Here is a 25,008-nt window from a genome sequence, read left to right as displayed (position 1 = left end):
TCGGCGCGGCCGCCTGGGGTCTCCTCCCTTCTCCCGCCGCTGAGCGGGCCGCACCGGCCCCGCCCGCGTCGGCCTCTGCGCACGGGCGCCCCTGCTCGGCCTCCCGCCGCCCCGGCGATCCGCCGGCCCGGCGGCCCTCCCCCTTCGCCCCTCCGCATCCCCTGACCGCCGCATCCCCTGACCGCCGTTTCCCCTGACCGCTCGGTGCGCCCGGGTCCGGCCCGCCGGTGCCGCCCTCCCGGTTCCCTGCCGGTCGCGCTCCGCATCGAAACCGGCACACCGCGAATTCACCCGTCGCCTGCATGAAAGGTGGAAGACCATGACCGCCACCGCGAACGAGAGCGGGGCCGCCCCGGCGGCGCCCGCGCGGCTGCGCGAGGCCCGCGCCGTCGACGAGGCCGTCGTCGAGGGGCCGCGGACGCTGCGCCGCCTCCCCGAGGGCGCGGAGTCCGCCCCCTACCGGCTGTTCGGGGTCCGCCCGCTCGGCCCGGTCATCGGCGCCGAGATCCACGGGGTGGACCTGCGCGAGGAGGTCGGCCCGGAGCTGCGCGCCGAGATCCACCGGGCGCTGCTGGAGTACAAGGTGGTCTTCTTCCGGGACCAGCCGATCGGCTCCGAGCGCCAGCAGGAGATCGCCCGGCTCTGGGGCGAGCTGGAGACCAACCCCTTCATCGAGCAGGGCGACGGCGCGCACATCGCCCGGTTCGCCAAGGGGGACGCGCCGCCGAGCTACGAGAACGTCTGGCACACCGACGTCACCTGGCGCCCCGAGCCGGCGATGGGCGCGATCCTGCGCCTGGTCGAGGTGCCGCCGCAGGGCGGCGACACCATGTGGGCGGACATGGCCGCCGCCTACGACAACCTGCCCGAGGGGGTCAAGGAGCGGATCGACGGCGCGGTCGCCGAGCACGACGTGATCCCCGGCTTCGCCCGGTTCCTCGACGAGGAGCGGCTGCTGGCCTGGCAGGACCGGTTCCCGCCGGTGCGCCACCCGGTGGTGCGCACCCACCCCGAGACCGGGCGCCGGACGCTGTTCGTCAACGTCTCCTTCACCACCCGCATCCTGGGCCTGCCCAAGGAGGAGAGCGACGAGCTGCTGCGCTTCCTCTTCCAGCAGGCGCACGTCCCGGAGTACCAGGTCCGCTTCCGCTGGGAGCCGGACTCGATCGCGTTCTGGGACAACCGGGCCACTCAGCACTACGCGGTGAACGACTACTTCCCGCACCGGCGGGTGGCCGAGCGGGTGGCGATCGTCGGCGACCGCCCGTACTGACCGGTCCGGCCGGCTCCCGGCCGGGCGGGCCGCACGCCCCGGCCGGGCGGAGCCGCGGGGCGGCGCCGTCCCGGGCCCCGGCCGCGCGGGCCGGGGTCCGGCCGGGACGCGGGACGGCCCCCGGTCCGCGCGGGGCGGGCCGGGGGCCGTCGGGGCTCCGGGGCGGCGGTCAGTTCCGCGTCACCAGGGAGCGGGCGAAGAAGAGCATGTTCGCCGGGCGCTCGGCCAGCCGGCGCATGTAGTAGCCGTACCACTCGGTGCCGTAGGGAACGTAGACGCGCATCCGGCGGCCCTCGGCGGCGAGCCGCTGCTGCTCGTCGTCGCGGATGCCGAAGAGCATCTGGTGCTCGTAGTCGTCCTCGGAGCGGCCCGCGGTGGCGGCGAGCTGCTGGGCGATGGCCACCATGCGCGGGTCGTGCGAGGCGATCATCGGGTAGCCGTCGCCGTTCATCAGGACCTTCATGCAGCGCACGTAGGCCCGGTCCACCTCGGCCTTGTCCCGGAAGGCGACCGAGGCGGGCTCGTCGTAGGCGCCCTTGCAGAGCCGCACCCGGGAGCCCGCGCCGGCCAGGTCGCGGCAGTCGGCCTCGGTGCGGTGCAGGTAGGACTGGAGCACCGCGCCGACCCAGGGGAAGTCGGTGCGCAGCTCGCGCAGGACGGACAGGGTGGAGTCGACCGTGGTGTGGTCCTCCATGTCCAGGGTGACGGTGGTGCCGATCGCCGCCGCGGCCTCGCAGATGTCCCGCGCGTTCTCCAGGGCGATCTTCTCGCCGTCGGCGGGCAGGAACTGGCCGACGGCGGAGAGCTTGACCGACACCTCGGCGCGGTCGCCCAGGCCGGCCCGGCCCAGCTCCTCCAGCAGCCGGGTGTAGGCCTTGACGGTGTTCTGCGCCTGGGCCTCGTCGGTGGTGTCCTCGCCGAGGTGGTCGAGGGTGACGTAGCGGTCCCGGGCCAGGTCCGCGACCTTCGGCAGCGCCTGCTCCAGGGTGGATCCGGCGACGAAGCGGTCGACCATCGCCCTGGTCACGGGGGTGCGCTCGACCAGTTTCCGGCAGGCCGACGAGCGCGCCGCGGCCAGCAGTGGCGTACGAAGCATGGATGACCTCGCATTCTTCCGGCGCTCAGGTCCGGCCCTCGGCGGGCGGCCGTGCAGCGGCGGTCGACGGGTGGAGGGGCCCGGCCCGGTCCGGACCGGGCCCCGGGGTTGTCCGGGCCGATCAGCCCTGGTGGGGGTGGGAGGAGACGACCGGCGGAACGAAGGTCTCCTTGATCGACCGCGGGCTGGACCAGCGCGCCAGGTTCTGGGCGGAGCCGGCCTTGTCGTTGGTGCCCGAGGCGCGGCCGCCGCCGAAGGGCTGCTGCCCGACGACCGAGCCGGTCGGCTTGTCGTTGACGTAGAAGTTGCCGGCGGCGAACCGGAGCGCCTCGTGGGCCTGCTGCACCGCGGAGCGGTCGTCGGCGATGACGGCGCCGGTCAGCGCGTAGGCGGAGCCCTCGTCGACGGTCTTGAGGATGCGCTCGTAGTCGCCGTCCTCGTACACGTGCACCGCGATGATCGGGCCGAAGTACTCGGTGCGGAACACGTCGTTGGACGGGTCGGTGCCCTCGATGAGGGTGGGCCGGACGAAGTAGCCCTCGGAGTCGTCGGCGGTGCCGCCGGCCAGCACGGTCAGCGTCGGGTCGCCCTTCACCTGCTCCAGGACGGCGGCGAGCCGGTCGAAGGAGCGGCGGTCGATGACCGCGCCGAGGAAGTTGCCGAAGTCGGTCGGGTCGCCCATCTTCAGGCCCTCGACCTCGGCGACGAGGTCGTCGCGGATCCGGTCCCAGACCGAGCGGGCGACGAAGGCGCGGGAGGCCGCGGAGCACTTCTGGCCCTGGAACTCGAAGGCGCCGCGGACGATCGCGGTGCGCACCACCTCGGGGTCGGCCGAGGAGTGGGCGACGATGAAGTCCTTGCCGCCGGTCTCGCCGACGATCCGCGGGTAGGACCGGTAGTTGGCGATGTTCTCGCCGACGGTCCGCCACAGGTGCTGGAAGGTCCGGGTGGAGCCGGTGAAGTGCACCCCGGCCAGCTCCGGGTCGGCCAGCGCGACGTCGGAGACGGCCAGGCCGTCGCCGGTGACCATGTTGATCACGCCGGGGGGCATGCCGGCGGCCTCGAGCAGGCGCATGGTCAGGTCGGCGGCGAACTGCTGGGTGGGCGAGGGCTTCCACACCACGGTGTTGCCCATCAGCGCCGGGGCGGTGGGCAGGTTGCCGGCGATCGCGGTGAAGTTGAACGGGGTGATCGCGTAGACGAAGCCCTCCAGCGGCCGCTGCTCCAGGCGGTTCCACTGCCCGGCGGGGCTGTACGGCTGCTGCTCCATCAGCTGGCGGGCGTAGGCGACGTTGAACCGCCAGAAGTCGATCAGCTCGCAGGCGGCGTCGATCTCGGCCTGGATCGCGGTCTTGGACTGGCCGAGCATGGTGGCGGCGTTCAGCGTCTGCCGCCACGGGCCGGCCAGCAGGTCGGCGGCGCGGAGCAGGATCGCGGCCCGCTCGTCGAACGGCATGGCCCGCCAGGCCGGGGCGGCGCGCTTGGCCGCGGCGACGGCGGCGCGGGCGTCGTCGTGGGTGGCGTTGCCCAGGGTGCCCAGGACGGAGGCGTGGCGGTGCGGCTGGACGACGTCGATCCGCGTCCCGCCGCCCATCCGGCGCTCGCCGTCGATGGTCATGGGCAGCTCGACCGGCTCCTTGCCGAGTTCGGCGAGCTTGGCCTCCAGCTCGGCGCGCTCGGCGCTGCCGGGGGCGTAGGTCAGGACGGGCTCGTTCGCCGGCACGGGCACGTTCGTCACGGCGTCCATGGGCACCTCCTTCTCGGGGCAACGTCGTTGAACCGGTCAAACGCTAACGAAAACGACACCTCCGATCCTTGTTGAGAAGGCCACTCTTCATCCGCCATACTTGTCCGATCAAACAAAGGGGACGCACCATGAAAACGTTCGACTCCCCCGCTCCGCAGGAACCGGCGGCAGCCGATGAAACCGGCATAACAGACGAAATACCAGGCATTCCCCTCCGCCAGCTCCTCCTCGCGGTGGGCGAACCGCTGGTCGAGGTGCTCGCCGCGCCCACCGGGCTCGATGTCCAGGTGGACAACGTGTCGATCATCGACCCCGAAGACGAGATGGAGGCCTACACCGGCGACCTGGTGCTGCTCATCGGGGCCCGCGGCGCCGCCGCCCGGCACCTGGTGCGCACCGCCGCCCGGCAGGGCGCCACCGCCGTCGCGGTGAAGGCCGGCTCCTCCGGGAGCCGCTCCGCCGCCGAGGAGACCGCGCTGCTCCGGGCCGCCGCCGGCGAGGCCGGGGTGGCGCTGCTCGGGGTCCGCCCGGACGTCCGCTGGGACCAGCTGCAGTCGCTCTGCCGCAGCGTGGTCGACGACGCCCGGCTCCGGATCGACGCCGACCTCGGCGAGTCCCCCGGCGACCTGTTCTCCCTGGCCCAGACGATCGCCGCGCTCACCGGCGGGCTGGTCTCGATCGAGGACGCCTCCAGCCGGGTGCTGGCCTACTCCAGCGGCGACGAGGTGGACGAGCTGCGCCGGCTCTCCGTGCTGGGCCGGCAGGGGCCGCCGCAGTACCTGGCGCTGCTCCGCGAGTGGGGGGTGTTCACCCGGCTGCGCTCCGGCGACGAGGTCGTGCACATCGACGAGCACCCCGACCTGGGCATCCGGCGCCGGCTGGCGGTCGGGATCCGCGCCGGCGACCAGCCGCTCGGCGCGATCTGGGTGCAGGAGAGCGGCGCCCCCTTCGCCGAGGGCGCCGAGGAGGCGCTGCTCGGCGCCGCCCGGATGACCGCGCTGCACCTGCTCCGGCACCGCACCGAGGTGACCGCGGGGCTGCGGCTCCGCGAGGACCTGCTGGCCGCGCTGCTGGAGGGGCGGATCGAGGCCGCCGCGCTGGCCGACTCGGTCGAGGTCTCCGCGGCGCGGCCCGCCCTGGTCGCGGCGTTCACCCTGGCCCCCGGGCAGCGCGGCTGGTCCGAGGAGCGCAACCGGTCCGGGCTGGAGCTGCAGCGGCGCCGGATGATCGACCTGATCTCGGTGCACACCGCCGCCTACCGGAAGAGCTCGCTGGTCACCGCGGTCGGCACCCGGGTCTACGTGCTGCTCCCGGACATGCCGGCGCCGCGCACGGGGCGCGGCCGGCGGGGCGGTGCGGAGCACCCCGACTCCGGCGAGGCCTCGGTGCTGGCGCTGGCCCGCAAGACCGTGGAGTCGGCCCGCACCCTGATCGGCGCCGCGGTGCAGGGCGCGGTCGGCTCCCTGGTGGAATCGCCGGACCAGGTCGCCGACTCGCGCCGGGAGGCCGACCGGGTGCTCGACGCGATGGGCCGCGACCTGGCGCTGGACGTCGCCACCATCGGCGACGTCCGCTCCCGGGTGCTGGTCAGCGAGACCCTGGCGCACCTGCGCCGCACCCCGGGGCTGCGCGACCCCCGGGTGGAGCGGCTGATCCGGCACGACGCCGACGGCGGCGCGGAGCTGGTGCACTCGCTCCTCGCCTACCTGGAGGCGTTCGGCGACGTCCGCGCCGCCGCCGAGCGGCTGCACATCCACCCCAACACGCTGCGCTACCGGGTGCGCCGCGCCGAGGCGGTCAGCGGCATCGACCTCTCCGAGCCCGATCAGCGGCTCTTCGCCCACCTGCAGCTGCTGATGGAGCACGAGCGGCGCGGCTGAGCGGCCCGCAGGCCGGCGCGGGCGCGGGGCCCCGGGGCCGGGCGCCCCGGCCGGGGCGGGAAGGGGGGAGCGGAGAGGGGCGGCGGGACCGCGCCGGCGGGGATGCCGGGCGGATCCGGGTCGAGTGCCCCCGGTCGGACTCGAACCGACACTTGTGACCCTTTTAGGGGGCCTGCCTCTACCATTGGGCTACGAGGGCGCGACCATCATACCCATGAGGGCCGGACGGCGGGATCGCCGGTGGCGGAGGCGCTCCCCCGCCCCCTCCCGCCTCCCGCGCGCCCCGCTCCCGGACGTGCGAACGGCTGCGGCCCGGGCATCGCGTGATGCCCGGGCCGCAGCCGTTCAGGGTCCCTCCGGAGCCCCGGCCCCGGTCAGCTCACCCGGCGGAGCAGCCGGCCGTTCTCCACCGGCTTGGGCTGGGCCGCCTCCTCGAAGGCCTGGCGCGGCTCGATCATCTCGGGGAGGGCCGCGTAGTCCCGGCGGAGGAAGAGGCCGAGCGTCCAGTCGGCGAGGACGCGGAACTTGCGGTTGAAGGTCGGCACCGCGAACAGGTGGTAGGAGCGGTGCGCGTACCAGGCCAGCCGGCCGTTCAGCTTGATCTTGCCGAACAGCTGGGCGGCGCCCTTGTGCAGGCCGAGCCCGGCCACCGCGCCGAGGTTGTCGTGCCGGTAGGCCTTGGGCTCCTCGCCGCGCAGGACGGCGATGACGTTGTCGGCCAGCACCGGGGCCTGGCGGACCGCGTTCTGCGCGTTCGGCGGGTAGAAGCCGCCCTTGCCGTCCGGCACCTGGGCGTTGTCGCCGCCGGCGAAGGCGTTCTCCACCCCGTTGACCGTCAGGTACTCGCTGGTGTCGACGTGCCCGCGGGGGCCGAGCGGCAGGTCGCTCGCGGAGACCACCGGGTTGGGCTTGACGCCGGCCGTCCAGACCAGCGTGCCGGCCTCGAACTCGCTGCCGTCGCTGAGCTTGATCACCTGGTTCTCGGCCGACTCCAGGGAGGTCTTCAGCCGCACGTCGATGCCGCGGCGGCGCATCTGGTTGAGCGCCTTCTCGCCGACCTCGGGGCCCACCTCGGGCAGGATCTTGTCGGCCACCTCGATGAGGTAGAAGTGCAGGTCGTCGACGCTGATCGAGGGGTAGATCCGGGTGGCGTCCCGGGCCATGTCCTCCAGCTCGGCGATGGCCTCGGCGCCGGCGAACCCGCCGCCGACGAAGACGAAGTTGAGCGCCTTGGCGCGCACCTTCGGGTCGTCGGTGGAGTCGGCGATGTTGAGCTGCTCCAGCACGTGGTTGCGGAGGTAGGCCGCCTCTTCGACGGTCTTGATGCCGATGCCCCACTCGGCCAGGCCGGGGATGGGGAAGGTGCGGGAGACCGCGCCGGCGGCCAGCACGATGTGGTCGTAGGCGATGTCGCGGGGCTCGCCGACCTCCGGCTCGAAGCCGACGGTGCGGTTGGCGTGGTCGATCCGCACGACGTGCCCGGTGAGGACCTTGGCCCTGGTGAGGACCTTGCGCAGCGGGACCACGACGTTGCGCGGGGAGATGCTGCCCGCGGCGGTCTCGGGGAGGAAGGGCTGGTAGGTCATGTAGGAGTTGGGGTCGATCACCGTGATCCGGGCCTCGCCCGCCCCGAGCTTCTTCTCCAGCCGCCTCGCGGTGTACATCCCGAGGTACCCGCCGCCGACGACCAGCACGTGCGGGATCTCCGCCTCGTCACCGCCGCCGTGCACCAACCGGTAGTTCCTGCTCTCGGTCATCGCATATCCGCCCTAAAAGTCCCGTTCTCCGCCCCTCGCCAGGGCAGCTGAGATCGGTAAGTCACCGTTGACGTGCATGTCTCTCTTCTGTCGCGTTCCGACGAAAAGATGGCTATGCGCTTGCTCCGCCGGGGCTCGCCAACCCCGCCTTCGCTTGTGCATTCTTTCACAAGCACTCCGCGACACGGAAGGTGGGCCCAGGAGAGGTTTAGACCATCGTAAAACAGCAGGACAGCGCCTTATACCAGGTCAGGACCGGTGTTAACGGTTTAACACGGCCGACCCGGGTGACACGTCTCACTCGGCCTCGGGCAGGTCCACGACCAGGCCCCAGACGATGCCGTCCAGGATGTCGTGCTCACCGGCGTAGAACGCGTCCGCCCCGGTCCGGGCCAGGACCCGGTCCAGGATCAGCGCGCCCGCGCCGATCACGTCCACCCGGCCCGGGTGCATGACCCCGATCCGCTCCCGCTCGGCGTGCGCCATGGCCAGCAGCTCCCGGGAGATCTTCCCGGTCTCCTCCGCGGAGACCCTGGTCAGGTGGATCCGCTCGGAGTCGTAGGCGGGCAGGTCCAGGGCGATCCCGGCGACGGTGGTGGCGGTGCCGGCGACGCAGACCACGGTGCCCGCCTCGGCCAGCGGCACCTCGTCCGCCGCCTCGTCCAGCGCCGCGTCGATGTCCCGGACCGCCGCGGCGACCTGCTCCTCGGTGGGCGGGTCGGCGGTGAAGTGCCGCTCGCTCATCCGCACGCAGCCGATGTCCACCGACCGGGCCGCGCGCACCGCGCCGTCCTCTGCGCCGCCCTCCCGGCCCAGCACGAACTCGGTGGACCCGCCGCCGATGTCGACGACCAGGTAGGGGCGGCGGTGGCCGTTCTCCTCGGCCTCCAGCTCCGCGGTGGCGCCGATGAAGGAGAGCTCGGCCTCCTCGCCGCCGGTGATCACCTCGGGCTCCACCCCGATGATCGCGCGGACCCCGTCGATGAACTCCTGCCGGTTGGCGGCGTCCCGGGTGGCGCTGGTGGCGACCATCCGGACGTGCTCCGGGTCGAACGGGACCCCGTTCTCCCGCATCAGCTCGGCGTAGCCGCGCAGCGCGGCGAAGGTCCGCTCCAGCGCCTCGGGGGCGAACGCGCCGGTGCGGTCGACGCCCTGCCCCAGGCGCACGATCTCCATCCGCCGCTCCAGGTCGACCAGGCCGGCCTCGTCGTCCTCCCCGTCGAGCAGCGCCGAGATCAGCAGTCGGATGGAGTTGGTCCCGCAGTCGATGGCGGCGACGGTGGTCACTGGCGGTCTCCCTCGGTGCTCTGCGGGCCGGCGCAGACGCACGGCCCCTTCTCCCACCACTCCGGCAGCTCGTCCAGGGCCTCCCGGCCGAAGGGGTTGGACCCCGGGTCGGCGAGCTCGTGGGCGACCAGGGCGTGCAGGCACTTGACCCGCTCCGGCATGCCGCCGGCGCTCTGCATCCCGGCGGGCAGCGGCGGCTGCCCGTCCGCGGCGGCCTGCGCGTCCCGCTCGGCGAGGTAGGACTCGTGCGCCTTGCGGTAGGACCCGCGCAGCTCCTCGTCCTCGGCGAGGCGGGCCTGCATCTCGCGCATCCGCCCCTCCGCCTCCAGGGTCCCGATCGCGGAGGCCGCCTTCGGGCAGGTGAGGTAGTACAGGGTCGGGAAGGGGGTCCCGTCCTCCAGGCGCGGCGCCGTCTTCACCACATCGGGCAGCCCGCACGGGCAGCGGTGCGCGACCGCCCTCAACCCGCGCGGAACCCGCCCCAGCTGGAGTTCGACGGCGGCCGCGTCCTCTGCGGGAACGGCGTCTGCCGGCACTGGACCCTCCTCGGCCGCGCCCCGGGCGGGTGCGGCGTGATCTGCGGAATTCATGGCGGTCTCAGGTTAGCCGCTGGGAACCGCCGCTCGGCGCGTCGGCGGCCAGGACCGACTTCCACAGCAGGGTGTACCAGGGCTCGGGCGGCTCGCCGTCCTCGGCGCCGCCGTCCTCCTCGCCGTCCCCGGAGACCACCACGTAGGCCTGCTCCCCCGGGTACTGGTAGTGCAGCCGGGTGCGGGCCTCGCGCTCGATGTAGGCGGGGTCGTCGAGCTGCTCGCGCCGCTCGCCGAGCCGGTCCACGTCCTCCTGGCGCTGGGCCAGCTCGTCGCGGAGCTGGGCGATCTCGGCGCGCTGCGCGACGTACTCGCGCAGCGGGTAGGCCAGGCTCAGCGCGATGGCGCAGATCACCAGGGCCAGGATGGCCGCCCGGCTGGTCAGCGCCGGGCGCAGGCCGCGGCGGACCCGGGCCGCGGCGCCCGATGCGGCGGAGGCCCGCTTCTTGGCGGCCGCCCCCTTGCCGGTCGCGCTCTTCCCGGACGGGCCCTTGCCGGGCGGGCCTTTGCCGGAGGGGCCCTTCCCGGACGCCGCCGCGCCCTTGGCGGTGCCGCTCTTCCCTGCCGCGCCGCCCTTGGCGGCCGCGCCCTTCTTTCCCGCCGGGCCGCCCTTGGCCGCGCCGGAGGGGCGCCCGCCGGCCGGGGTTCCGCGGGTCGCGGAGCCCCCCGCCGGGCGGGCGCGTGCGCCGGAGGAGCGGGGGGCGGAACCGCGCCCCCCGCCGCCTGCGGACCGGGCGGAACGCGGTCCCCCCGGGCGCTTCGGCTTCTCCGGCTTCTCGGGCATAGGGCCGGAAGCCTACCCCTGGGCCTTGAACCGGGGGAAGGCCGACACGCCGGCGTAGACCGCCGCGTCGTCCAGCTCCTCCTCGATCCGGAGCAGCTGGTTGTACTTGGCCACCCGCTCGCTGCGCGCCGGGGCGCCGGTCTTGATCTGGCCGGCGTTGACCGCGACCGACAGGTCGGCGATGAAGGTGTCCTCGGTCTCGCCGGAGCGGTGCGAGATCATCGCGGTGTAGCCGCTCCGCTGGGCCAGCGAGATCGCGTCCAGGGTCTCGGTCAGGCTGCCGATCTGGTTGACCTTGACCAGCAGCGAGTTCCCGGCGCCCTCGGTGATGCCGCGCTGCAGCCGCTCCGGGTTGGTGACGAACAGGTCGTCGCCGACCAGCTGGACCCTGTCGCCGAGGCGGCCGGTGAGGGTCTTCCAGCCCTCCCAGTCCTCCTCGTCCAGCGGGTCCTCGATGGAGACCAGCGGGTAGGCCTCGACCAGCTCGGCGTAGTAGTCGGCCATCTGCTCGGAGGTGCGGGCCTGCCCCTCGAAGGTGTAGGCGCCCTCGGAGTGGAACTCGCTGGCCGCGACGTCCAGGGCGAGCGCGATGTCGGTGCCCGGGGTGTAGCCGGCCTTCTGGATCGCCTCGACGATGAGGTCCAGGGCGGCGCGGTTGCTGTCCAGGTTCGGGGCGAAGCCGCCCTCGTCGCCGACGCCGGTGGCCAGGCCGTGCGCCTTGAGCACCGACTTGAGCGCGTGGTAGACCTCGGCGCCCCAGCGCACCGCGTCGCGGAAGCTCGGCGCGCCGATCGGCGCGATCATGAACTCCTGGATGTCGACGTTGGTGTCGGCGTGCGCGCCGCCGTTGAGGATGTTCATCATCGGCACCGGGAGCAGGTGGGCGTTGGGCCCGCCGAGGTACCGGAAGAGCGGCAGGTCGGAGCTTTCCGCCGCGGCCTGGGCGACCGCCAGCGAGCAGCCCAGGACGGCGTTGGCGCCGATCCGGGACTTGTTCGGGGTGCCGTCCAGGTCGATGAGGGCGCGGTCGATCAGCCGCTGCTCCTCCGGGGCGAAGCCGAGCAGCTCGTCGGCGACCTCGTCGTTGACCGCGGTGACGGCCTTCTCCACCCCCTTGCCGCCGTAGCGGTCGCCGCCGTCGCGCAGCTCCACCGCTTCGAACTGCCCGGTGGAGGCGCCGCTCGGCACCGCCGCGCGCGCGGTCGTCCCATCGTCGAGCAGGACCTCGACCTCGACCGTCGGGTTGCCCCGGGAGTCAAGGATCTCCCGCGCCTGTACTGCCTCGATCGACGACAACGTCGTTCTCCTTCGTCTCGCTTTTCGCGACTGTCGCCCGCGCCGCGGCGCCCTTGGCCGGAAGGCGGGCGCGCGGGCGCGGGACCCCCCGCCGTGGCTGACCGCGCGCGCTGGGGCGCGGGCCGGTTCCGAGCCTAGCGATCCGGTCCGCGCCTGGTCTCCCCGCATGCCCGGAAAATTGGTCTAGTCCATGTCGGGCCATTGCCGAGGGGGCGGCTGGAGCGCCCGACCGGCGGTCAGCCCCGTCCCTCGCCGGCCGGCCCGGCCGGGGCGAGGAGGCGCATCCCCTCGGCCAGCCGGGTGCCGTCCGGGGCGCTGCCGGGGTCCACCAGGTGCATCGCCATCGTGCCCGGGATCAGGGCGAGCAGCAGCGCGCCGAGCCCGCCCTCCTGCTCCTCGGTGACGTCCTCGGCCGGCACGCCGAGCACCATGGCCGCCAGGAACCGCCGGGCCGACGCGTGCGCCCCGACGAGCTGGTCGCGCAGTTCGGGCCGGTGGTCCAGCTGGGCGAGGGCCTCGAAGTTGGCGGCCACCATGGTGCGCACCTCGGGATAGGAGCGGGCGAGCCGGTTCATCATCTCCTCGAACCTGCCCATCGGGTCGCTCCGGTCGGTCCGCACGGACCCCGCCACCCGGTCGGACCACTCGCCGACCGCGTCGATCATCGCGGCGGTGAGCAGAGCCTCCTTGGAGCCGTAGTGGTAGCCGATCGACGCCAGGTTGGCCCCGGAGGCGGCCACGATGTCCCGGGCGGTGGTCCGGGCGTAGCCCTTGGCGTAGAGGCACTGCTTGGCCCCTTCGAGCAGCTGCTCCTTGTGTCCCATACGCCGATCCTAGCCCCGTTCCATACAGAGGTCTTAGACAAGCGTCATATACATACGTATGATCGGCTCATGGAGATCACCACCCTGGGCAAGGGCGAGGAGGGGCGCGCCGCCGCCGTCCTCGCCGAGGCGATGTTCGACGACCCGGTGCTGGGCTGGCTGTTCCCCGACCCGGCTGGCCGGGCCCGCGCGATGCCGTACGCCATGGGGCACTTCGCCGCCCTGGCCGCCGACGGCGGCCAGGTGCTCGTGGAGGCGGCCGGCCGGGCCGCCTCCCTGTGGATCGCCCGCGGGGACGGCGGCGGGACCCGCTCCGGGGACGCCCCCGAAAGCGGAGGCGGCTCCGAAAGCGGGGGCGGCCCTGAGGGCGGGGAGGGCCCCGGCGACCCGGGCGCCGCCGAGGCGCTCGGGCCCTACACCGAGCGGCTCACCGCCCTGGAAGGGCTCATCGGCGCCCGCCGGCCGGCCGCGCCGCACCTGTACCTGGCGGTGATCGGGGTACTGCCCGAGGCGCGCGGCCGGGGCCTCGGCGGGGCCATGCTCGGCCACCGGCTCTCCGGCACCGATCTGCCCGCCTACCTGGAGGCCAGCTCGGTCCGGAGCCGGGAGCTCTACCTCCGCCACGGCTTCAGGCCGCACGGCGACCCGATCCGGCTCCCGGACGGCCCGGCGGTCTTCCCGATGCTGCGCCCCGCCCCCTGAGACCGCGCCGCCGGCGCCCGCCGCCCGCCCCGGGCCGCGTCCACCACCCCCCGACGACCAGGGAGAAGCCCATGAAGGCCTACGTCCACGCCACCGTCATCGACGCCACCGGCGCCCCGCCGCTCCCCGACCGCACCGTGCTGGTCGAGGACGGCGTGATCGCCGCCGTCGGCCCCTCCTCCCGGACCCCGGTGCCGGAAGGGGCGGAGACCATCGACCTCACCGGCCGGTACCTGCTCCCCGGCCTCACCGACGCGCACACGCACAGCAACGGCGACGAGCGGATCATCCCCGCCCTCTACGTCCTCATGGGGGTCACCGCGGTGCGCGAGATGTGGGGCACGGAGGAGACGAGGCGGCTCCGCGACCGGGTGGAGGCCGGCGAGCTGCTCGGCCCCCGCTGGTCCATCGCCGGGAACCTGATCGACGGCGCCCCGTCGCTCTGGGGGGACCTCCCCGGCCCCCAGCCGCCGACCGTCGTCGCCGGCCCCCGGGAGGCGCGCAGGGCGGTCAACGAGACCAAGGACGAGGGGGCCGACTTCGTGAAGGTCTACTCCAGGATCGACGCGGAGTCCTACCGCGCGCTCCTGGACGAGGCCCGCCGGCTGGACATCCCGGTGGCCGGGCACCGCTCCGACCACGTGCCCTTCGCCGAGCAGATCGAGTCGGGCCAGCGCTCCTTCGAGCACGTGCACGGGCTCTGGCCCGCGACCTCCCGGGACTCCGAGGCGCTGGAGGCCGCGATGGCCCGGATCCGCACCGAGCCGGACACCCACTACTCCAGCTGGTTCCAGCAGGTCAACGCCGTGGAGTGGGAGGCGGCCAACACCTACGGGCCGGCCGAGTCCGCCTCGGTGTTCGGACGCATGGTCGCCAACGACGTCGCCTACTGCCCCACCCTCGTCATGCACCAGTACCTGGACCTGCCCGAGCGGGTCCGGCTGACCGACCCGCGGCTGCGCTACGCCCCTCCGTGGACCGCGCAGATGTGGTCGTCCGTGCTGGACGAGGTCTACCTGAAGCGGCGCGGCGCGGCCGAGGGCGCCAAGCGCCGCGTGCTGTTCGAGATGCGCCGCGCGGCCGTCGCCGCGATGGACGACGCCGGGGTCCGGCTGCTCGCCGGGACCGACCCGCAGGCCCCGGGCGTCCTCCCCGGGTTCGGCCTGCACCAGGAGCTGGAGCTGATGGTCGGGGCGGGCCTGACCCCGATGCGCGCCCTGCAGACCGCCACCATCGAGCCGGCCCGCTTCCTCGGCCGCGAGTCGCGGTCCGGGACCGTGGAGCCCGGGAAGGTCGCCGACCTGCTGATCCTGGACGCGGACCCGCTGGAGGACATCGGCAACACCGCCCGGATCCACGCCGTGGTGACGCGCGGACGGCACATCGGCCCCGCGGAGCGCGAGGCCCTGCTGGCCGAGGTGGAGCGGGCCGCCGCCGGCGACGGGGCGTGACCCGCGCCGCCGAACGCGAGTCCGCCGGGCCGGGCCCGGCCCTCCCCCGGCCGCGGGGGCGCAAGGGGCGGGCCGCCCCTGACCGGTCCCGGTCTCCCGGACCCCGGACGGCGGCCCGGCGGCCTCCGCGGACCGGCCGGGGCGCCCTCCGGATGGGCGGGGGCCGGGGCCCGGTCAGCCCTTGAGGACGCGCAGGGCGGCGTCGACGGCGGCGTCGCGCAGGGCGGTGCCGGGGGACTCGCCCGGGAGGAAGGCGACGTCCTGCAGGCCGCCGACGGCGAACACCGCCAGGGCCAGCCGCTCCTCGGTGAGGTCGCCGCCGAAGATCACCTTGGCGGCCCGCTCCCGCCAGGTCAGCAGGGTCGGGACGATGTCGGTGAGCCGGGCGATCGCCCCCATGTCGAAGAGGAGGACGTGCAGCACCGCCCGGTGCCGGCGCATCAGGTCGAAGTACTCCTCCAGGAACCGGTCGAGGGAGGGCTCCCCTTCCGCCTCGGCCCGTTCCAGCAGCGCCTCGCCCTCCTGCAGGAGCGGCTGGACCACCTCGGCGAGCAGCTCCTGCTTCGAGGGGAAGTGATAGTAGAGCGCCGCCTTGGTGATCTCCAGCCGCTCGGCGATCTGGCGCAGGCTGGTGTCGGAGAACCCCTGCTGCCCGAAGAGCTCCAGCGCGGTCTCCCGGATCTCCGCCCGGGTGTCGGCGTTCCGCCTCGGCACGGCGCCCCCTTCTCTCTGCCCGTCTCCGCCCGTCCCCGCCATCCTATCCCACTACCTGCCGCCCGGTAAGTTACTTGCCGGGCGGCAAGTAAGCGGGGTAGCGTCGGCGGCAGGGGCGCGCTCCCGGCGCACGACCGGCGGCGCCCGCGCGGCCCGGAACGGAGGGACCCCATGCCCGGAACCGCTCCCGCCCGCACCGTCCTCATCGCCGGGGCCGGCATCGCCGGGCCCGCCCTCGCCTACTGGCTCCGCGAACGCGGCTTCGAGCCGACCGTGGCCGAGCGCGCGCCCGCGCTGCGCACCGGCGGCTGGGCGATCGACGTGCGCGGCGCCGCCACCGAGGTCGCCGCGCGGATGGGGCTGGCCGGCGCCGTCCGCGCCGCGGCCGTCGAGACCCGCTCCATCTCCCTCGTCGCCCCGGACGGCCGCCGGGGCGCCCGACTCGGGGCCGGGGCGCTCTCCCCCTCCGGCCGCGACGTGGAGCTGCTCCGCACCGACCTCGCCCGGCTGCTGCACGGCGCCTCGGCCGACGGCACCGAGTACCTGTTCGGCACCGCCGTCACCGGGGTGGAGGACCTGGGCGACCGGGTCCGGGCCGACTTCGACACCGCCCCGCCCCGCGAGTTCGACCTGGTCGTCGGGGCGGACGGGCTGCACTCCCCGGTCCGCTCGGCGGTCTTCGGCCCCGAAGAGCGCCACAGCCGCTTCCTCGGCGCCTACCTGTCGGTCTTCACCATGGAGAACCACCTCCGCCTGGACCGGGAGGTGCTGCTCTACAACACCCCCGGCATGCTGGCCGCGCTCCGCGGCGAGGATCCGGATGAGCGCGCCTACGCCATCCTGGCCATGCGGTCCGGGGAAGGGGAGCCGGTCCGCCACCGGGACGCCGGCGCGCAGCGGGCCGCGCTGCACGAGCGGTTCGCCGGCACCGGCTGGGAGGTCCCCGCGATCCTCGAAGGGCTGGACCGCTCCGGCGACCTCTATTTCGACTCCGCCACCCAGATCCGCATGGACCGCTGGTCGCGGGGGCGGGTCGTACTGCTCGGCGACGCCGGGTACTGCCCTTCGCCGCTCTCCGGCCAGGGGTCCAGCCTGGCCCTGGTCGGCGCCTACGTGCTCGCCGGGGAGCTGGCCGAGGCCGGCGGCGACCACCGGCGCGCCTTCGCCGGCTACGAGGCGGAGATGCGCGGCTTCGTCCGGCGCAACCAGAAGATCGCGCAGGCCGGGATGGACTTCCTGCTGCCCGCCACGCGCACCGGGCTGCGCGTCCGGTCGCTGGGGATGCGGGCCGCGGCGGGCCTCCCGGCGCTCGCCCGGTTCTCCTCCAAGATGGACCGGGCGTCCACCGCGATCGCGCTGAAGGAGTACCCGGGCGCCCCGCGCCGCGCCGCGGGGTGACCCGGATCGCCGTTTCCCGCCCCGCGCACGGGGAAGACCCTCAGCGCCCCCGACTCCAGAACCGGTTCCAGTACCGGATCGAGGTCCGGTCCCCTACTCCCGCAGGGCCGGCCGCGGACCCCTGCGAGGAGGAATGGCCAGACCCGGACCGGGGCGCGGAGCAGGCGCCCGCACCTCGGAAGGGATGCTCCTGATCGCCGCGCTGGCGGTGTCGGCCTCCGCCGTGGCGCTGGCCGGCCTCCAGCTGGACGGCGCCGTCCCCGCCGCGCTGCCGCTCTTCGCCGGGGTGCTGGGCGGCGGCGCGCTCGCCCTGCACCTGCTGCTGCGCCGGGTCGCGCCGCGGGCCGACCCGGTGCTGCTGCCGGTCGCGGTGGCGCTCAACGGGATCGGCCTGGCGGTCATCGGCGGGCTGGACGGCGCCTGGGACGGCGAGGCGCGGCGGCAGCTCGCCTGGACCGCGCTGGGCGCCGCGGCCTGCGCGGCCGTGCTGCTGCTGGTCCGCGAGCCGCGCCGGCTCCAGCGCTACCCCTACCTGCAGGCCGCCGCCGGCCTGGTGCTGCTCCTGCTGCCGGTGCTGCCGGTCGTCGGGGTGGAGCTGTACGGGGCGCGCCGCTGGGTCGCGGTGGGCGGCTACACGGTGCAGCCCTCGGAGTTCGCCAAGGTCGTGCTGATCGTCTTCCTCGCCGCCTACCTGTCGCACAAGGGTGAGGCGCTGGCGGTCGCCGGGCGGCAGCTGCGGGTGCGCGGGGTGAAGGTGTTCAGCCTGCCCCGGATGCGCGACCTGGGGCCGATGACGATCGCCTGGGGGTTCGCCATCCTGGTGCTGGTCGGCACCAAGGACCTGGGCACCTCGCTGCTGCTGTTCGCGGTCTTCCTCGCCATGCTCTACACCGCCACCCTGCGGAAGTCCTGGGTCGGCATCGGCCTGCTGATGTTCTCCGCCGGGGCCGCCGCGGCCTGGGCGATCTTCTGGCACGTGCAGAGCCGGGTCGAGATCTGGCTGCGCGCCTTCGACCCCGAGGTCTACCACGCCGAGTCCGGCGGCAGCCACCAGGTGGTGCAGGGGCTGTTCGCGCTGGCCGAGGGGGGCCTGACCGGGACCGGGTTCGGCGGCGCCCGCTCCACCGGGATCTTCGCCGCCGACAGCGACCTGGTCCTGGTCTCCATCGGCGAGGTCTACGGCCTCACCGGCCTGGCCGCCGTGCTCGTGCTGCTGCTCCTGCTGGTGGAGCGGGGCTTCCGGGCCGCCCTGGACGCCCGGGAGCGGTTCGCCTCCCTGCTCGCCTGCGGGCTGGCGTTCCTCTTCGCCTTCCAGGTCTTCGTGGTGCTGGGCGGGGCCACCCGGCTCATCCCGCTCACCGGGATGACCACGCCGTTCCTCTCCGCGGGCGGCTCCTCGCTGATCGCCGGCTGGGTGGTGGTCGGGCTGTGGCTGCGGATCAGCGACGCCGCGCACCGCCCGCCGCCGCAGCCCGCCGGGAACGAGCCGACCGAGATGATCCCGCTCCGCCCCCGATGACCGCGACGCCGCCGTCTCGACGGCCTTCGAGGCGGCGGCGTCGTCGCGTTCAGCGCCCGAGGGCGGGGGCGGGGATCAGTCCCGGGTGGCGGAGCGGGACCAGTGGTCGCGCCACTCCTGCCCGGTCAGCGAGCGCGGGTCGCGGCCGTCGGCGCGCGCCTCGGCCTCGGCCGCGCGCACCCGGGCGTCGAACCGGCGGGCCGCCGCGCGCAGGTCCATCTCCGGGTCGCCGCCGGAGCGGCGGTCCGCGTCGACCGCGGCGAACAGCGCACCGCCCTCCCCGCCGTCGTCGCCGATCAGGTCCTCGGGGACGCCGTTGCGCACCGCGCGCTTCTGCAGCTCGTAGGAGAGCAGCACGGCGGGCTGGGCGAACGGGACGCCCTCCAGCACCGAGGCGTCGGCGTCCCCCTTCTCCGCGCGCTCGGCGGCCTTGATCGCCTCCCAGTTGCCGCGCACCTCCTCGGTGCCGGCCACCTCGACGCCGGCGAAGACGTGCGGGTGCCGCCGGACCAGCTTGGCGATGACCGCGTCGGCGACGTCGTCCACGGTGAACCCGTCCGCCCCGCGCTCCTGGGCGATCCGGGCGTGGAAGACGACCTGCAGCAGCACGTCGCCGAGCTCTTCGCGGAGCGCGCCGAGGTCGCCGCGCTCGATCGTCTCCAGCGTCTCGTAGGCCTCTTCGATCAGGTACTTCGCCAGGGACCCGTGCGTCTGCTCGGCGTCCCAGGGGCACTTGCGGCGCAGCACGTCCATGACCTCGACCAGGTCCTGCACCCGCCGGCCGGGGGCGCCGGCCGGCCGCTCTTCGCTCATCGTCCGCTTCTCCTCACGTTCGTCAAGGCATGGGGGGCGGGCTAGCGGGTCGCTCCGGGGAGCCAGCCGCCCGCGCGCAGGGCGGAGAGGACCTCGGCCACCGACTCCGCCGGGTCCGCGCCGGCGGTGTCCAGCACCAGGTCGGCGTCGTCCGGCTCCTCGTAAGGGTCGGAGACCCCGGTGAACTCGGGGATCTCCCCGGCGCGGGCCTTGGCGTAGAGGCCCTTGCGGTCGCGCGCCTCGCACACCTCCAGCGGGGTGGCCACGTGCACCAGGAAGAAGTCGCCGCCCTCCTCGACCATGGCGCGCACCTCGGCCCGGGTGGCCGCGTACGGCGCGATCGGCGCGCACACCGCCACCCCGCCGTGCCGGGTGATCTCCGCGGCGACGTAGCCGATCCGGCGGATGTTCATGTCCCGGTCCTCCCGGGAGAAGGTGAGGCCCTTGGAGAGCATCCGGCGGACCACGTCGCCGTCGAGCAGGGTGACGGTCCGCCCGGCCCTGCGGACGCCCTCCGCGACCCCGCGGGCCACGGTGGACTTCCCCGAACCGGACAGGCCGGTGAAGAAGACGGTCAGGCCGCGGCTGGTGCGCGCCGGGCGGAGCCGGGCCAGCTCGGCGGCGACCCGGGCCGGGGTGAACCAGGCCGGCAGCGGCCGGCCGCGGGCCAGCATGCCGTCGACCTCGGCCGGGGCCGGCTCGTCGGCGGCGCGCTCCGCGGGCACCTCGGCCGCCGGCCGCCAGGAGCCCTTGGCGGTGTCGTAGCGCCACGGGCCCGGGTCGACCGCCGGCAGCGGCCCGCCGGGCGGCGCGGCGCCGCCCGCCCCGGGGGCGTCCGGGTCGGCCAGCAGGTGGGTGGCCCCGTAGGAGCGGGCGATGTAGGGGGCGAGCGCGTCGCCGTCGGCGCCCGGCGGCAGCGGCACCCCGGCGAACCAGGTCCGCGGCGGCATCAGCGGCTCGGCGGCCAGCACCGCGGCGGCGTCCCCCTCCCGCTCCAGCGGAAGCTCCAGCAGGACCAGCACCTCGGCGGAGCCGTCGGTGCCGAGCGAGTCGGCGGCCGCGCGGATCCGGGAGAGCGCCCGGTGGTGCAGCGGGCCGCGGGCGACCACCGCGAGCAGCGGGCCGCCGCCGCCCTCGGCCTCCCGGCGGGCGCGCAGCTGCCCGGGGGGCAGGCGGAGCGAGCGCATCGCCCCGTAGGCGGGCGGCCCGGCGAGCACGACCTCGCCGGCCAGCCGCGGGCCGGCGCCCCTGCCGTCGGGGGCGTCCGGGCCGGCCGTCCACCGCTCCGCGACCTCCAGTTCGGCCAGCGGCGCCCCTTCCGGGTCGGAGAGGATCACCCGCTCCGCGCCGGCCAGCTCCTCGGGGACCGGGAGGGTGACCGGGACCGGCCACGGCTCGCCGCCGAGCAGCCGGCCGTGCTCGGCCACGGAGCGCGCCTCGCGCTCGCCCATGAAGCCCGGGAGCGGGTATCCGCCGTTCAGGATGAGCTCCAGGTGGCCGAGGCTCACCGCGTCGGGCGCATGGACCGGGACCCGCCCGCCGGCCCCGGCTCCCTCTTCCCGCCCCGTGTTCAATCCGACCTCCGCGTTGGCCCGAAGTCCGTCCGTCGCTGCACAGCGTATTGGCACGGGGTCCGGCGCGGGCGGTCGGCCCGGCCCCCGCGACCTGCCGGGCGCCGGGTCCGGGCGCCGGGAACAGCGCGGGCCGCGGCGCCGTTGACCACTGTGTCGCCCCGTCCGCAGGCCGGCGCGGATCAGCACCGGTCGGGGTGCCGGGGAAGCGGGGCGGCAGTAGGCTTGGCGGAGGGGAGCCCGCACACGAACGACGGCGTCCCGCGGCCGCGCATGCCCGAGCCCCTCCGGTGCCCGGGGGCGGCCTCCGCAGCCGCCGCGCCGGGCACCACGTCACGCCGCGCGATCGGACCATCCGCCTCACGCCCCTGAATGGTGATATGAGCCTCTTTGGACTTCTCGCCGCCGTCGTGGACGACCCGGCGCTCAAGCAGACCATCGAGACCGCTCGCAGCGGCCACGACCCCAGCCTCGACGTCGTCGCCCCCGCGGCGCTCCGCCCCTTCCTGGTGGGCGCGCTCGCCGCGGACGCCCCGGTGGGCGCGGGCCGCCCCGTGCTCGCCCTGACGGCGACCGAGCGGGAGGCCTCCGACCTCGTCGAGGCGCTGGAGTCGCTGCTCCCCGAGCACTCGGTCGCGCTCTTCCCGGCCTGGGAGACGCTGCCGCACGAGCGGCTCTCGCCCCGATCCGACACGGTCGGCCGGCGCCTGGCGGTGCTGCGCCGGCTGGCCCACCCCGACCCCTCCGACCCGCTCGCCGCGCCGCTGAAGGTGGTCGTGGCGCCGGTGCGCAGCGTGCTGCAGCCGCTGGTCGGCGGGCTCGGCGACCTGGCCCCGGTGCGGGTCCGCCCGGGCGACGAGGTCGCCCTGGAGGACGTGGTGCAGGGCCTGGTCGACGCCGGGTACTCCCGGGTCGACCTGGTGGAGAAGCGCGGCGACCTGGCCGTGCGCGGCGGCATCCTGGACGTCTTCCCGCCCACCGAGGAGCACCCGCTGCGGCTGGAGTTCTGGGGCGACCAGGTGGAGGAGATCCGCTACTTCCAGGTGGCCGACCAGCGGTCGCTGCCCGACTCCGGGGCCACCGACGCCGCCTCCGGGCTGTTCGCCCCGCCCTGCCGGGAGCTGCTGCTCACCCCGGCGGTGCGCGAGCGCGCCGCCGCCCTGGCCGCCGAGCACCCGCAGCTCGCCGAGGTGCTGGGCAAGCTCGCCGACGGCGTCTCGGTGGAGGGCATGGAGGCGTTCGCGCCGGTCCTGGCCGACCGGATGCAGCCGTTCTTCGACTACCTGCCGCAGGGCGCGCACATCGTCGGCTGCGACCCCGAGCGGATCCGCAGCCGCGCCCTGGAGCTGGAGGCGACCAGCAAGGAGTTCCTGGACGCCTCGTGGATCAACGCGGCCTCCGGCGGGGAGGCCCCGATCGACCTGGGCGGGTCGGCCTACACCTCCATCTCCGAGCTGCGCTCCCAGGCGGACGGGCGCGGCCTGCCGTGGTGGACGCTGTCGCCGTTCGAGTCCGGCGAGGAGGCCGGGGCGGGCGCCCCGGTGACCATCGGCGCGGCCGAGGCCGACGCCTACCGCGGCGACACCGAGCGGGCCCTGGCCGACGTGAAGGGCTGGCTGCACGACGGCTGGCGGGTGGTCATGCTCACCCAGGGGCACGGCCCGGCCGAGCGGCTGGTCTCCATGCTGCGCGGCGCGGGGCTGGGCACCCGGCTCACCGAGGGGCTGCCCGAGCCGCCCGACCCGTCGGTGGCCACCGTGACCACCGGGCTGGTGCACCGCGGCTTCGTGTGGCGCTCGGTGCGCACCGTGGTGCTCACCGAGACCGACCTGGCCGGGCAGCGCGCGTCCACCCGGGACATGCGCAAGATGCCCAGCCGGCGGCGCGGCGCGGTGGACCCGCTGCAGCTCAAGTCGGGCGACCACGTGGTGCACGAGCAGCACGGCGTGGGCCGCTACATCGAGATGGTCAGCCGCACCATCCAGGGCGCCACCCGGGACTACCTGGTCATCGAGTACGCCGCCTCCAAGCGCGGCCAGCCCGGCGACCGGCTGTTCGTGCCCACCGACCAGCTGGACGAGGTCACCCGGTACGTCGGCGGCGAGGCGCCCACCCTGTCCAAGATGGGCGGGGCGGACTGGACCAAGACCAAGAACCGGGCCCGCAAGGTCGTCCGGGAGATCGCCGGCGACCTGATCCGGCTCTACTCGGCCCGCCAGGCCTCGCCCGGCCACGCGTTCGCCGCGGACACGCCCTGGCAGCGCGAGCTGGAGGACGCCTTCCCCTACGCCGAGACCCCGGACCAGCTCGCGGCGATCGAGGAGGTCAAGCGGGACATGGAGAAGTCGGTCCCGATGGACCGGCTGATCTGCGGCGACGTCGGCTACGGCAAGACCGAGGTGGCGGTGCGGGCGGCGTTCAAGGCCGTCCAGGACGGCAAGCAGGTGGCGCTGCTGGTGCCGACCACGCTGCTGGTCCAGCAGCACCTGTCCACGTTCAGCGAGCGGTACGCCTCGTTCCCGGTGTCGGTCCGGCCGATGTCGCGGTTCCAGACCGACGCCGAGGTGGAGGCGACCCGGGAGGGGCTGCGCAGCGGCGAGATCGACGTGGTCATCGGCACCCACCGGCTGCTGTCCGGGGAGACCCGGTTCAAGAACCTGGGCCTGGTGATCATCGACGAGGAGCAGCGGTTCGGCGTCGAGCACAAGGAGGCGCTGAAGCGGCTGCGCACCCAGGTGGACGTGCTGGCCATGTCGGCCACCCCGATCCCGCGGACCCTGGAGATGGGCCTGACCGGCATCCGCGAGATGACCACCATCCTCACCCCGCCGGAGGAGCGCCACCCGGTGCTCACCTTCGTCGGCCCCTACGAGGAGAAGCAGATCGCGGCGGCGATCCGGCGCGAGCTGATGCGCGAGGGCCAGGTGTTCTTCGTGCACAACCGGGTCGCCTCGATCGAGAAGGCCGCCGCGGCGCTGAGCCGGCTGGTGCCCGAGGCGCGGGTCGCCTACGCCCACGGCCAGATGAACGAGCAGCAGCTCGAACGCGTGATGGTGGACTTCTGGGAGAAGAACTACGACGTCCTGGTCTCCACCACGATCGTGGAGTCCGGGCTGGACGTGCCCAACGCCAACACGCTCATCGTGGACCGGGCCGACACCTACGGGCTGTCCCAGCTGCACCAGCTGCGCGGCCGGGTGGGCCGGGGCCGGGAGCGGGCCTACGCCTACTTCCTGTACCCGCCGGAGAAGCCGCTGACCGAGACCGCGCACGAGCGGCTGTCCACGGTCGCCCAGCACACCGAGACCGGCGCCGGCATGTACGTGGCCATGAAGGACCTGGAGATCCGGGGCGCCGGCAACATCCTCGGCGCCGAGCAGTCCGGCAGCATCGCCGGGGTCGGGTTCGACCTGTACGTGCGGATGGTCGGCGAGGCGGTGCGCGAGCTCAAGGGCGACGGCGCCGCCGAGGAGCCGGAGACCCGGGTGGAGCTGCCGGTCGACGCGCACATCCCGCACGACTACATCCCGGGCGAGCGGCTGCGGCTGCAGGCCTACAAGCGGATCGCCGGGGTCACCGGCGAGGAGGACATCGCGGCCGCCCGCGAGGAGCTGGTGGACCGGTACGGCGCCCCGCCGGAGCCGGTGGACAACCTGCTCCAGGTGGCCCGGTTCCGGGTGCTGGCCAAGTCCGCCGGCCTGACCGACGTGGTGCTGCAGGGCTCCCAGATCCGGTTCTCCCCGGTGGAGCTGCGCGAGTCGCAGGCGCTGCGGCTGCGCCGGCTGCACCCCAAGTCGGTCTACAAGGAGCCCTCCGGGACCCTGCTGGTGCCGGTCCCCAAGGCCGGCGGCCTGGGCGGCAGGCAGCTGCGCGACCTGGAGCTGCTGGCCTGGTGCACCGACCTGGTGCAGTCCGTGCTGGAGCCGGGCAAGCGGCTGCGGCAGGACTCCACCCCGGCCTGACCCCGGGTGCCGCCGGCCGCTCTGGTCTGAGGCCGGTGCCGCCGGCCGCCCCGCCCTCCGGGCGGCGGCCCCGGCGGCACCGGCCTCCCGCTCTCCGTCCGGCCGTCTCCCGGGCGGCCCGACCCGCACCGATGAACACGCAGAGTGACGGGGCGGGCCGGGGCGACGGGCGGCCGGGCACCCCCGGCCCCCTCTGAATTCGCACGCCGAAGCCTGTTTTCCGGTTTCGGACGATCAGGAATCGCCCCGTAGGTCAACCGCCCAGCACCCTCAAACGACTACTGTTGGTGTCGGTAAAGATACCTCCAGTATTCGCCGAGCCGCGCTCGGCGGGAAAGGGGCCG

At 74.7% G+C, this 25,008-nt stretch carries 18 protein-coding genes and 1 tRNA gene; 7 read left to right on the top strand and 12 right to left on the bottom strand.

Annotated features, from left to right (window positions below):
• Nucleotides 1–319 precede the first annotated feature (319 nt).
• Nucleotides 320–1,273, top strand: a complete 954-nt coding sequence (locus D459_RS0107010) for a TauD/TfdA dioxygenase family protein (RefSeq protein WP_017592284.1) — start codon at nt 320–322, stop codon at nt 1,271–1,273.
• A gap of 169 nt (nt 1,274–1,442) precedes the next feature.
• Here D459_RS0107010 and D459_RS0107005 read toward each other — a convergent pair whose 3' ends face one another.
• Nucleotides 1,443–2,369, bottom strand: coding sequence for a proline dehydrogenase family protein (locus D459_RS0107005; protein ID WP_026120134.1), 927 nt, complete (start codon nt 2,367–2,369; stop codon nt 1,443–1,445).
• A 121-nt stretch (nt 2,370–2,490) separates the two neighbouring features.
• On the bottom strand, nt 2,491–4,116 hold the full coding sequence (pruA, locus tag D459_RS0107000; protein ID WP_017592282.1) for an L-glutamate gamma-semialdehyde dehydrogenase: 1,626 nt from the start codon (nt 4,114–4,116) through the stop codon (nt 2,491–2,493).
• A gap of 206 nt (nt 4,117–4,322) precedes the next feature.
• Between pruA and D459_RS0106995 the strand changes: the two genes are divergently transcribed.
• The gene (locus D459_RS0106995; RefSeq protein ID WP_026120133.1) at nt 4,323–5,996 is read left to right on the top strand and encodes a helix-turn-helix domain-containing protein; all 1,674 of its coding nucleotides are present in this window, start codon (nt 4,323–4,325) and stop codon (nt 5,994–5,996) included.
• A gap of 125 nt (nt 5,997–6,121) precedes the next feature.
• Here D459_RS0106995 and D459_RS0106990 read toward each other — a convergent pair.
• From D459_RS0106990 to D459_RS0106960, 7 genes are all read right to left on the bottom strand, one after another.
• Nucleotides 6,122–6,195: transfer RNA gene (locus D459_RS0106990), tRNA-Leu, on the bottom strand.
• A gap of 175 nt (nt 6,196–6,370) precedes the next feature.
• Nucleotides 6,371–7,753: an NAD(P)/FAD-dependent oxidoreductase gene (locus D459_RS0106985; protein WP_017592280.1), complete on the bottom strand. Its 1,383-nt coding sequence runs from the start codon at nt 7,751–7,753 to the stop codon at nt 6,371–6,373.
• 297 nt (nt 7,754–8,050) lie between these two features.
• Complete coding sequence (locus D459_RS0106980) at nt 8,051–9,040, bottom strand: Ppx/GppA phosphatase family protein (protein ID WP_017592279.1); 990 nt, start codon at nt 9,038–9,040, stop codon at nt 8,051–8,053.
• Complete coding sequence (locus D459_RS0106975; RefSeq protein ID WP_026120132.1) at nt 9,037–9,630, bottom strand: DUF501 domain-containing protein; 594 nt, start codon at nt 9,628–9,630, stop codon at nt 9,037–9,039. The genes D459_RS0106980 and D459_RS0106975 overlap by 4 nt, the downstream gene beginning before the upstream one ends.
• A gap of 7 nt (nt 9,631–9,637) precedes the next feature.
• Nucleotides 9,638–10,414: an FtsB family cell division protein gene (locus tag D459_RS34155; protein WP_017592277.1), complete on the bottom strand. Its 777-nt coding sequence runs from the start codon at nt 10,412–10,414 to the stop codon at nt 9,638–9,640.
• Nucleotides 10,415–10,426: 12 nt separating this feature from the next.
• Entirely contained in the window at nt 10,427–11,710 is a 1,284-nt protein-coding gene (gene eno, locus D459_RS0106965) for a phosphopyruvate hydratase (RefSeq protein WP_017592276.1), read from the bottom strand.
• A 236-nt stretch (nt 11,711–11,946) separates the two neighbouring features.
• The gene (locus D459_RS0106960) at nt 11,947–12,534 is read right to left on the bottom strand and encodes a TetR/AcrR family transcriptional regulator (RefSeq protein ID WP_017592275.1); all 588 of its coding nucleotides are present in this window, start codon (nt 12,532–12,534) and stop codon (nt 11,947–11,949) included.
• A gap of 69 nt (nt 12,535–12,603) precedes the next feature.
• On the opposite strand from D459_RS0106960, the gene D459_RS0106955 reads away from it, so the two are divergent.
• The gene (locus D459_RS0106955; RefSeq protein WP_017592274.1) at nt 12,604–13,236 is read left to right on the top strand and encodes a GNAT family N-acetyltransferase; all 633 of its coding nucleotides are present in this window, start codon (nt 12,604–12,606) and stop codon (nt 13,234–13,236) included.
• Between the two features lie 71 nt (nt 13,237–13,307).
• Entirely contained in the window at nt 13,308–14,687 is a 1,380-nt protein-coding gene (locus D459_RS0106950) for an amidohydrolase family protein (protein WP_017592273.1), read from the top strand.
• A 174-nt stretch (nt 14,688–14,861) separates the two neighbouring features.
• Here D459_RS0106950 and D459_RS0106945 read toward each other — a convergent pair whose 3' ends face one another.
• On the bottom strand, nt 14,862–15,401 hold the full coding sequence (locus D459_RS0106945; protein WP_017592272.1) for a TetR/AcrR family transcriptional regulator: 540 nt from the start codon (nt 15,399–15,401) through the stop codon (nt 14,862–14,864).
• A gap of 171 nt (nt 15,402–15,572) precedes the next feature.
• Here D459_RS0106945 and D459_RS0106940 point away from each other — a divergent pair, with 171 nt between their 5' ends.
• Complete coding sequence (locus D459_RS0106940; RefSeq protein WP_017592271.1) at nt 15,573–16,799, top strand: FAD-dependent monooxygenase; 1,227 nt, start codon at nt 15,573–15,575, stop codon at nt 16,797–16,799.
• 133 nt (nt 16,800–16,932) lie between these two features.
• Nucleotides 16,933–18,318, top strand: coding sequence for an FtsW/RodA/SpoVE family cell cycle protein (locus D459_RS0106935; RefSeq protein WP_026120130.1), 1,386 nt, complete (start codon nt 16,933–16,935; stop codon nt 18,316–18,318).
• A gap of 75 nt (nt 18,319–18,393) precedes the next feature.
• Here D459_RS0106935 and D459_RS0106930 read toward each other — a convergent pair whose 3' ends face one another.
• On the bottom strand, nt 18,394–19,131 hold the full coding sequence (locus D459_RS0106930; protein ID WP_017592269.1) for a MazG family protein: 738 nt from the start codon (nt 19,129–19,131) through the stop codon (nt 18,394–18,396).
• Between the two features lie 41 nt (nt 19,132–19,172).
• On the bottom strand, nt 19,173–20,705 hold the full coding sequence (gene cysC, locus D459_RS0106925; RefSeq protein WP_017592268.1) for an adenylyl-sulfate kinase: 1,533 nt from the start codon (nt 20,703–20,705) through the stop codon (nt 19,173–19,175).
• A 377-nt stretch (nt 20,706–21,082) separates the two neighbouring features.
• Between cysC and mfd the strand changes: the two genes are divergently transcribed.
• A complete protein-coding gene (gene mfd, locus D459_RS0106920) occupies nt 21,083–24,664 on the top strand; it encodes a transcription-repair coupling factor (protein WP_026120129.1) in 3,582 nt (1,193 codons plus the stop codon).
• Nucleotides 24,665–25,008: the final 344 nt, after the last annotated feature.

It is taken from the genome of Nocardiopsis potens DSM 45234, from assembly GCF_000341105.1.
Taxonomy (GTDB): domain Bacteria; phylum Actinomycetota; class Actinomycetes; order Streptosporangiales; family Streptosporangiaceae; genus Nocardiopsis_A; species Nocardiopsis_A potens.
This window is presented reverse-complemented; position numbering and strand designations above follow the sequence as displayed.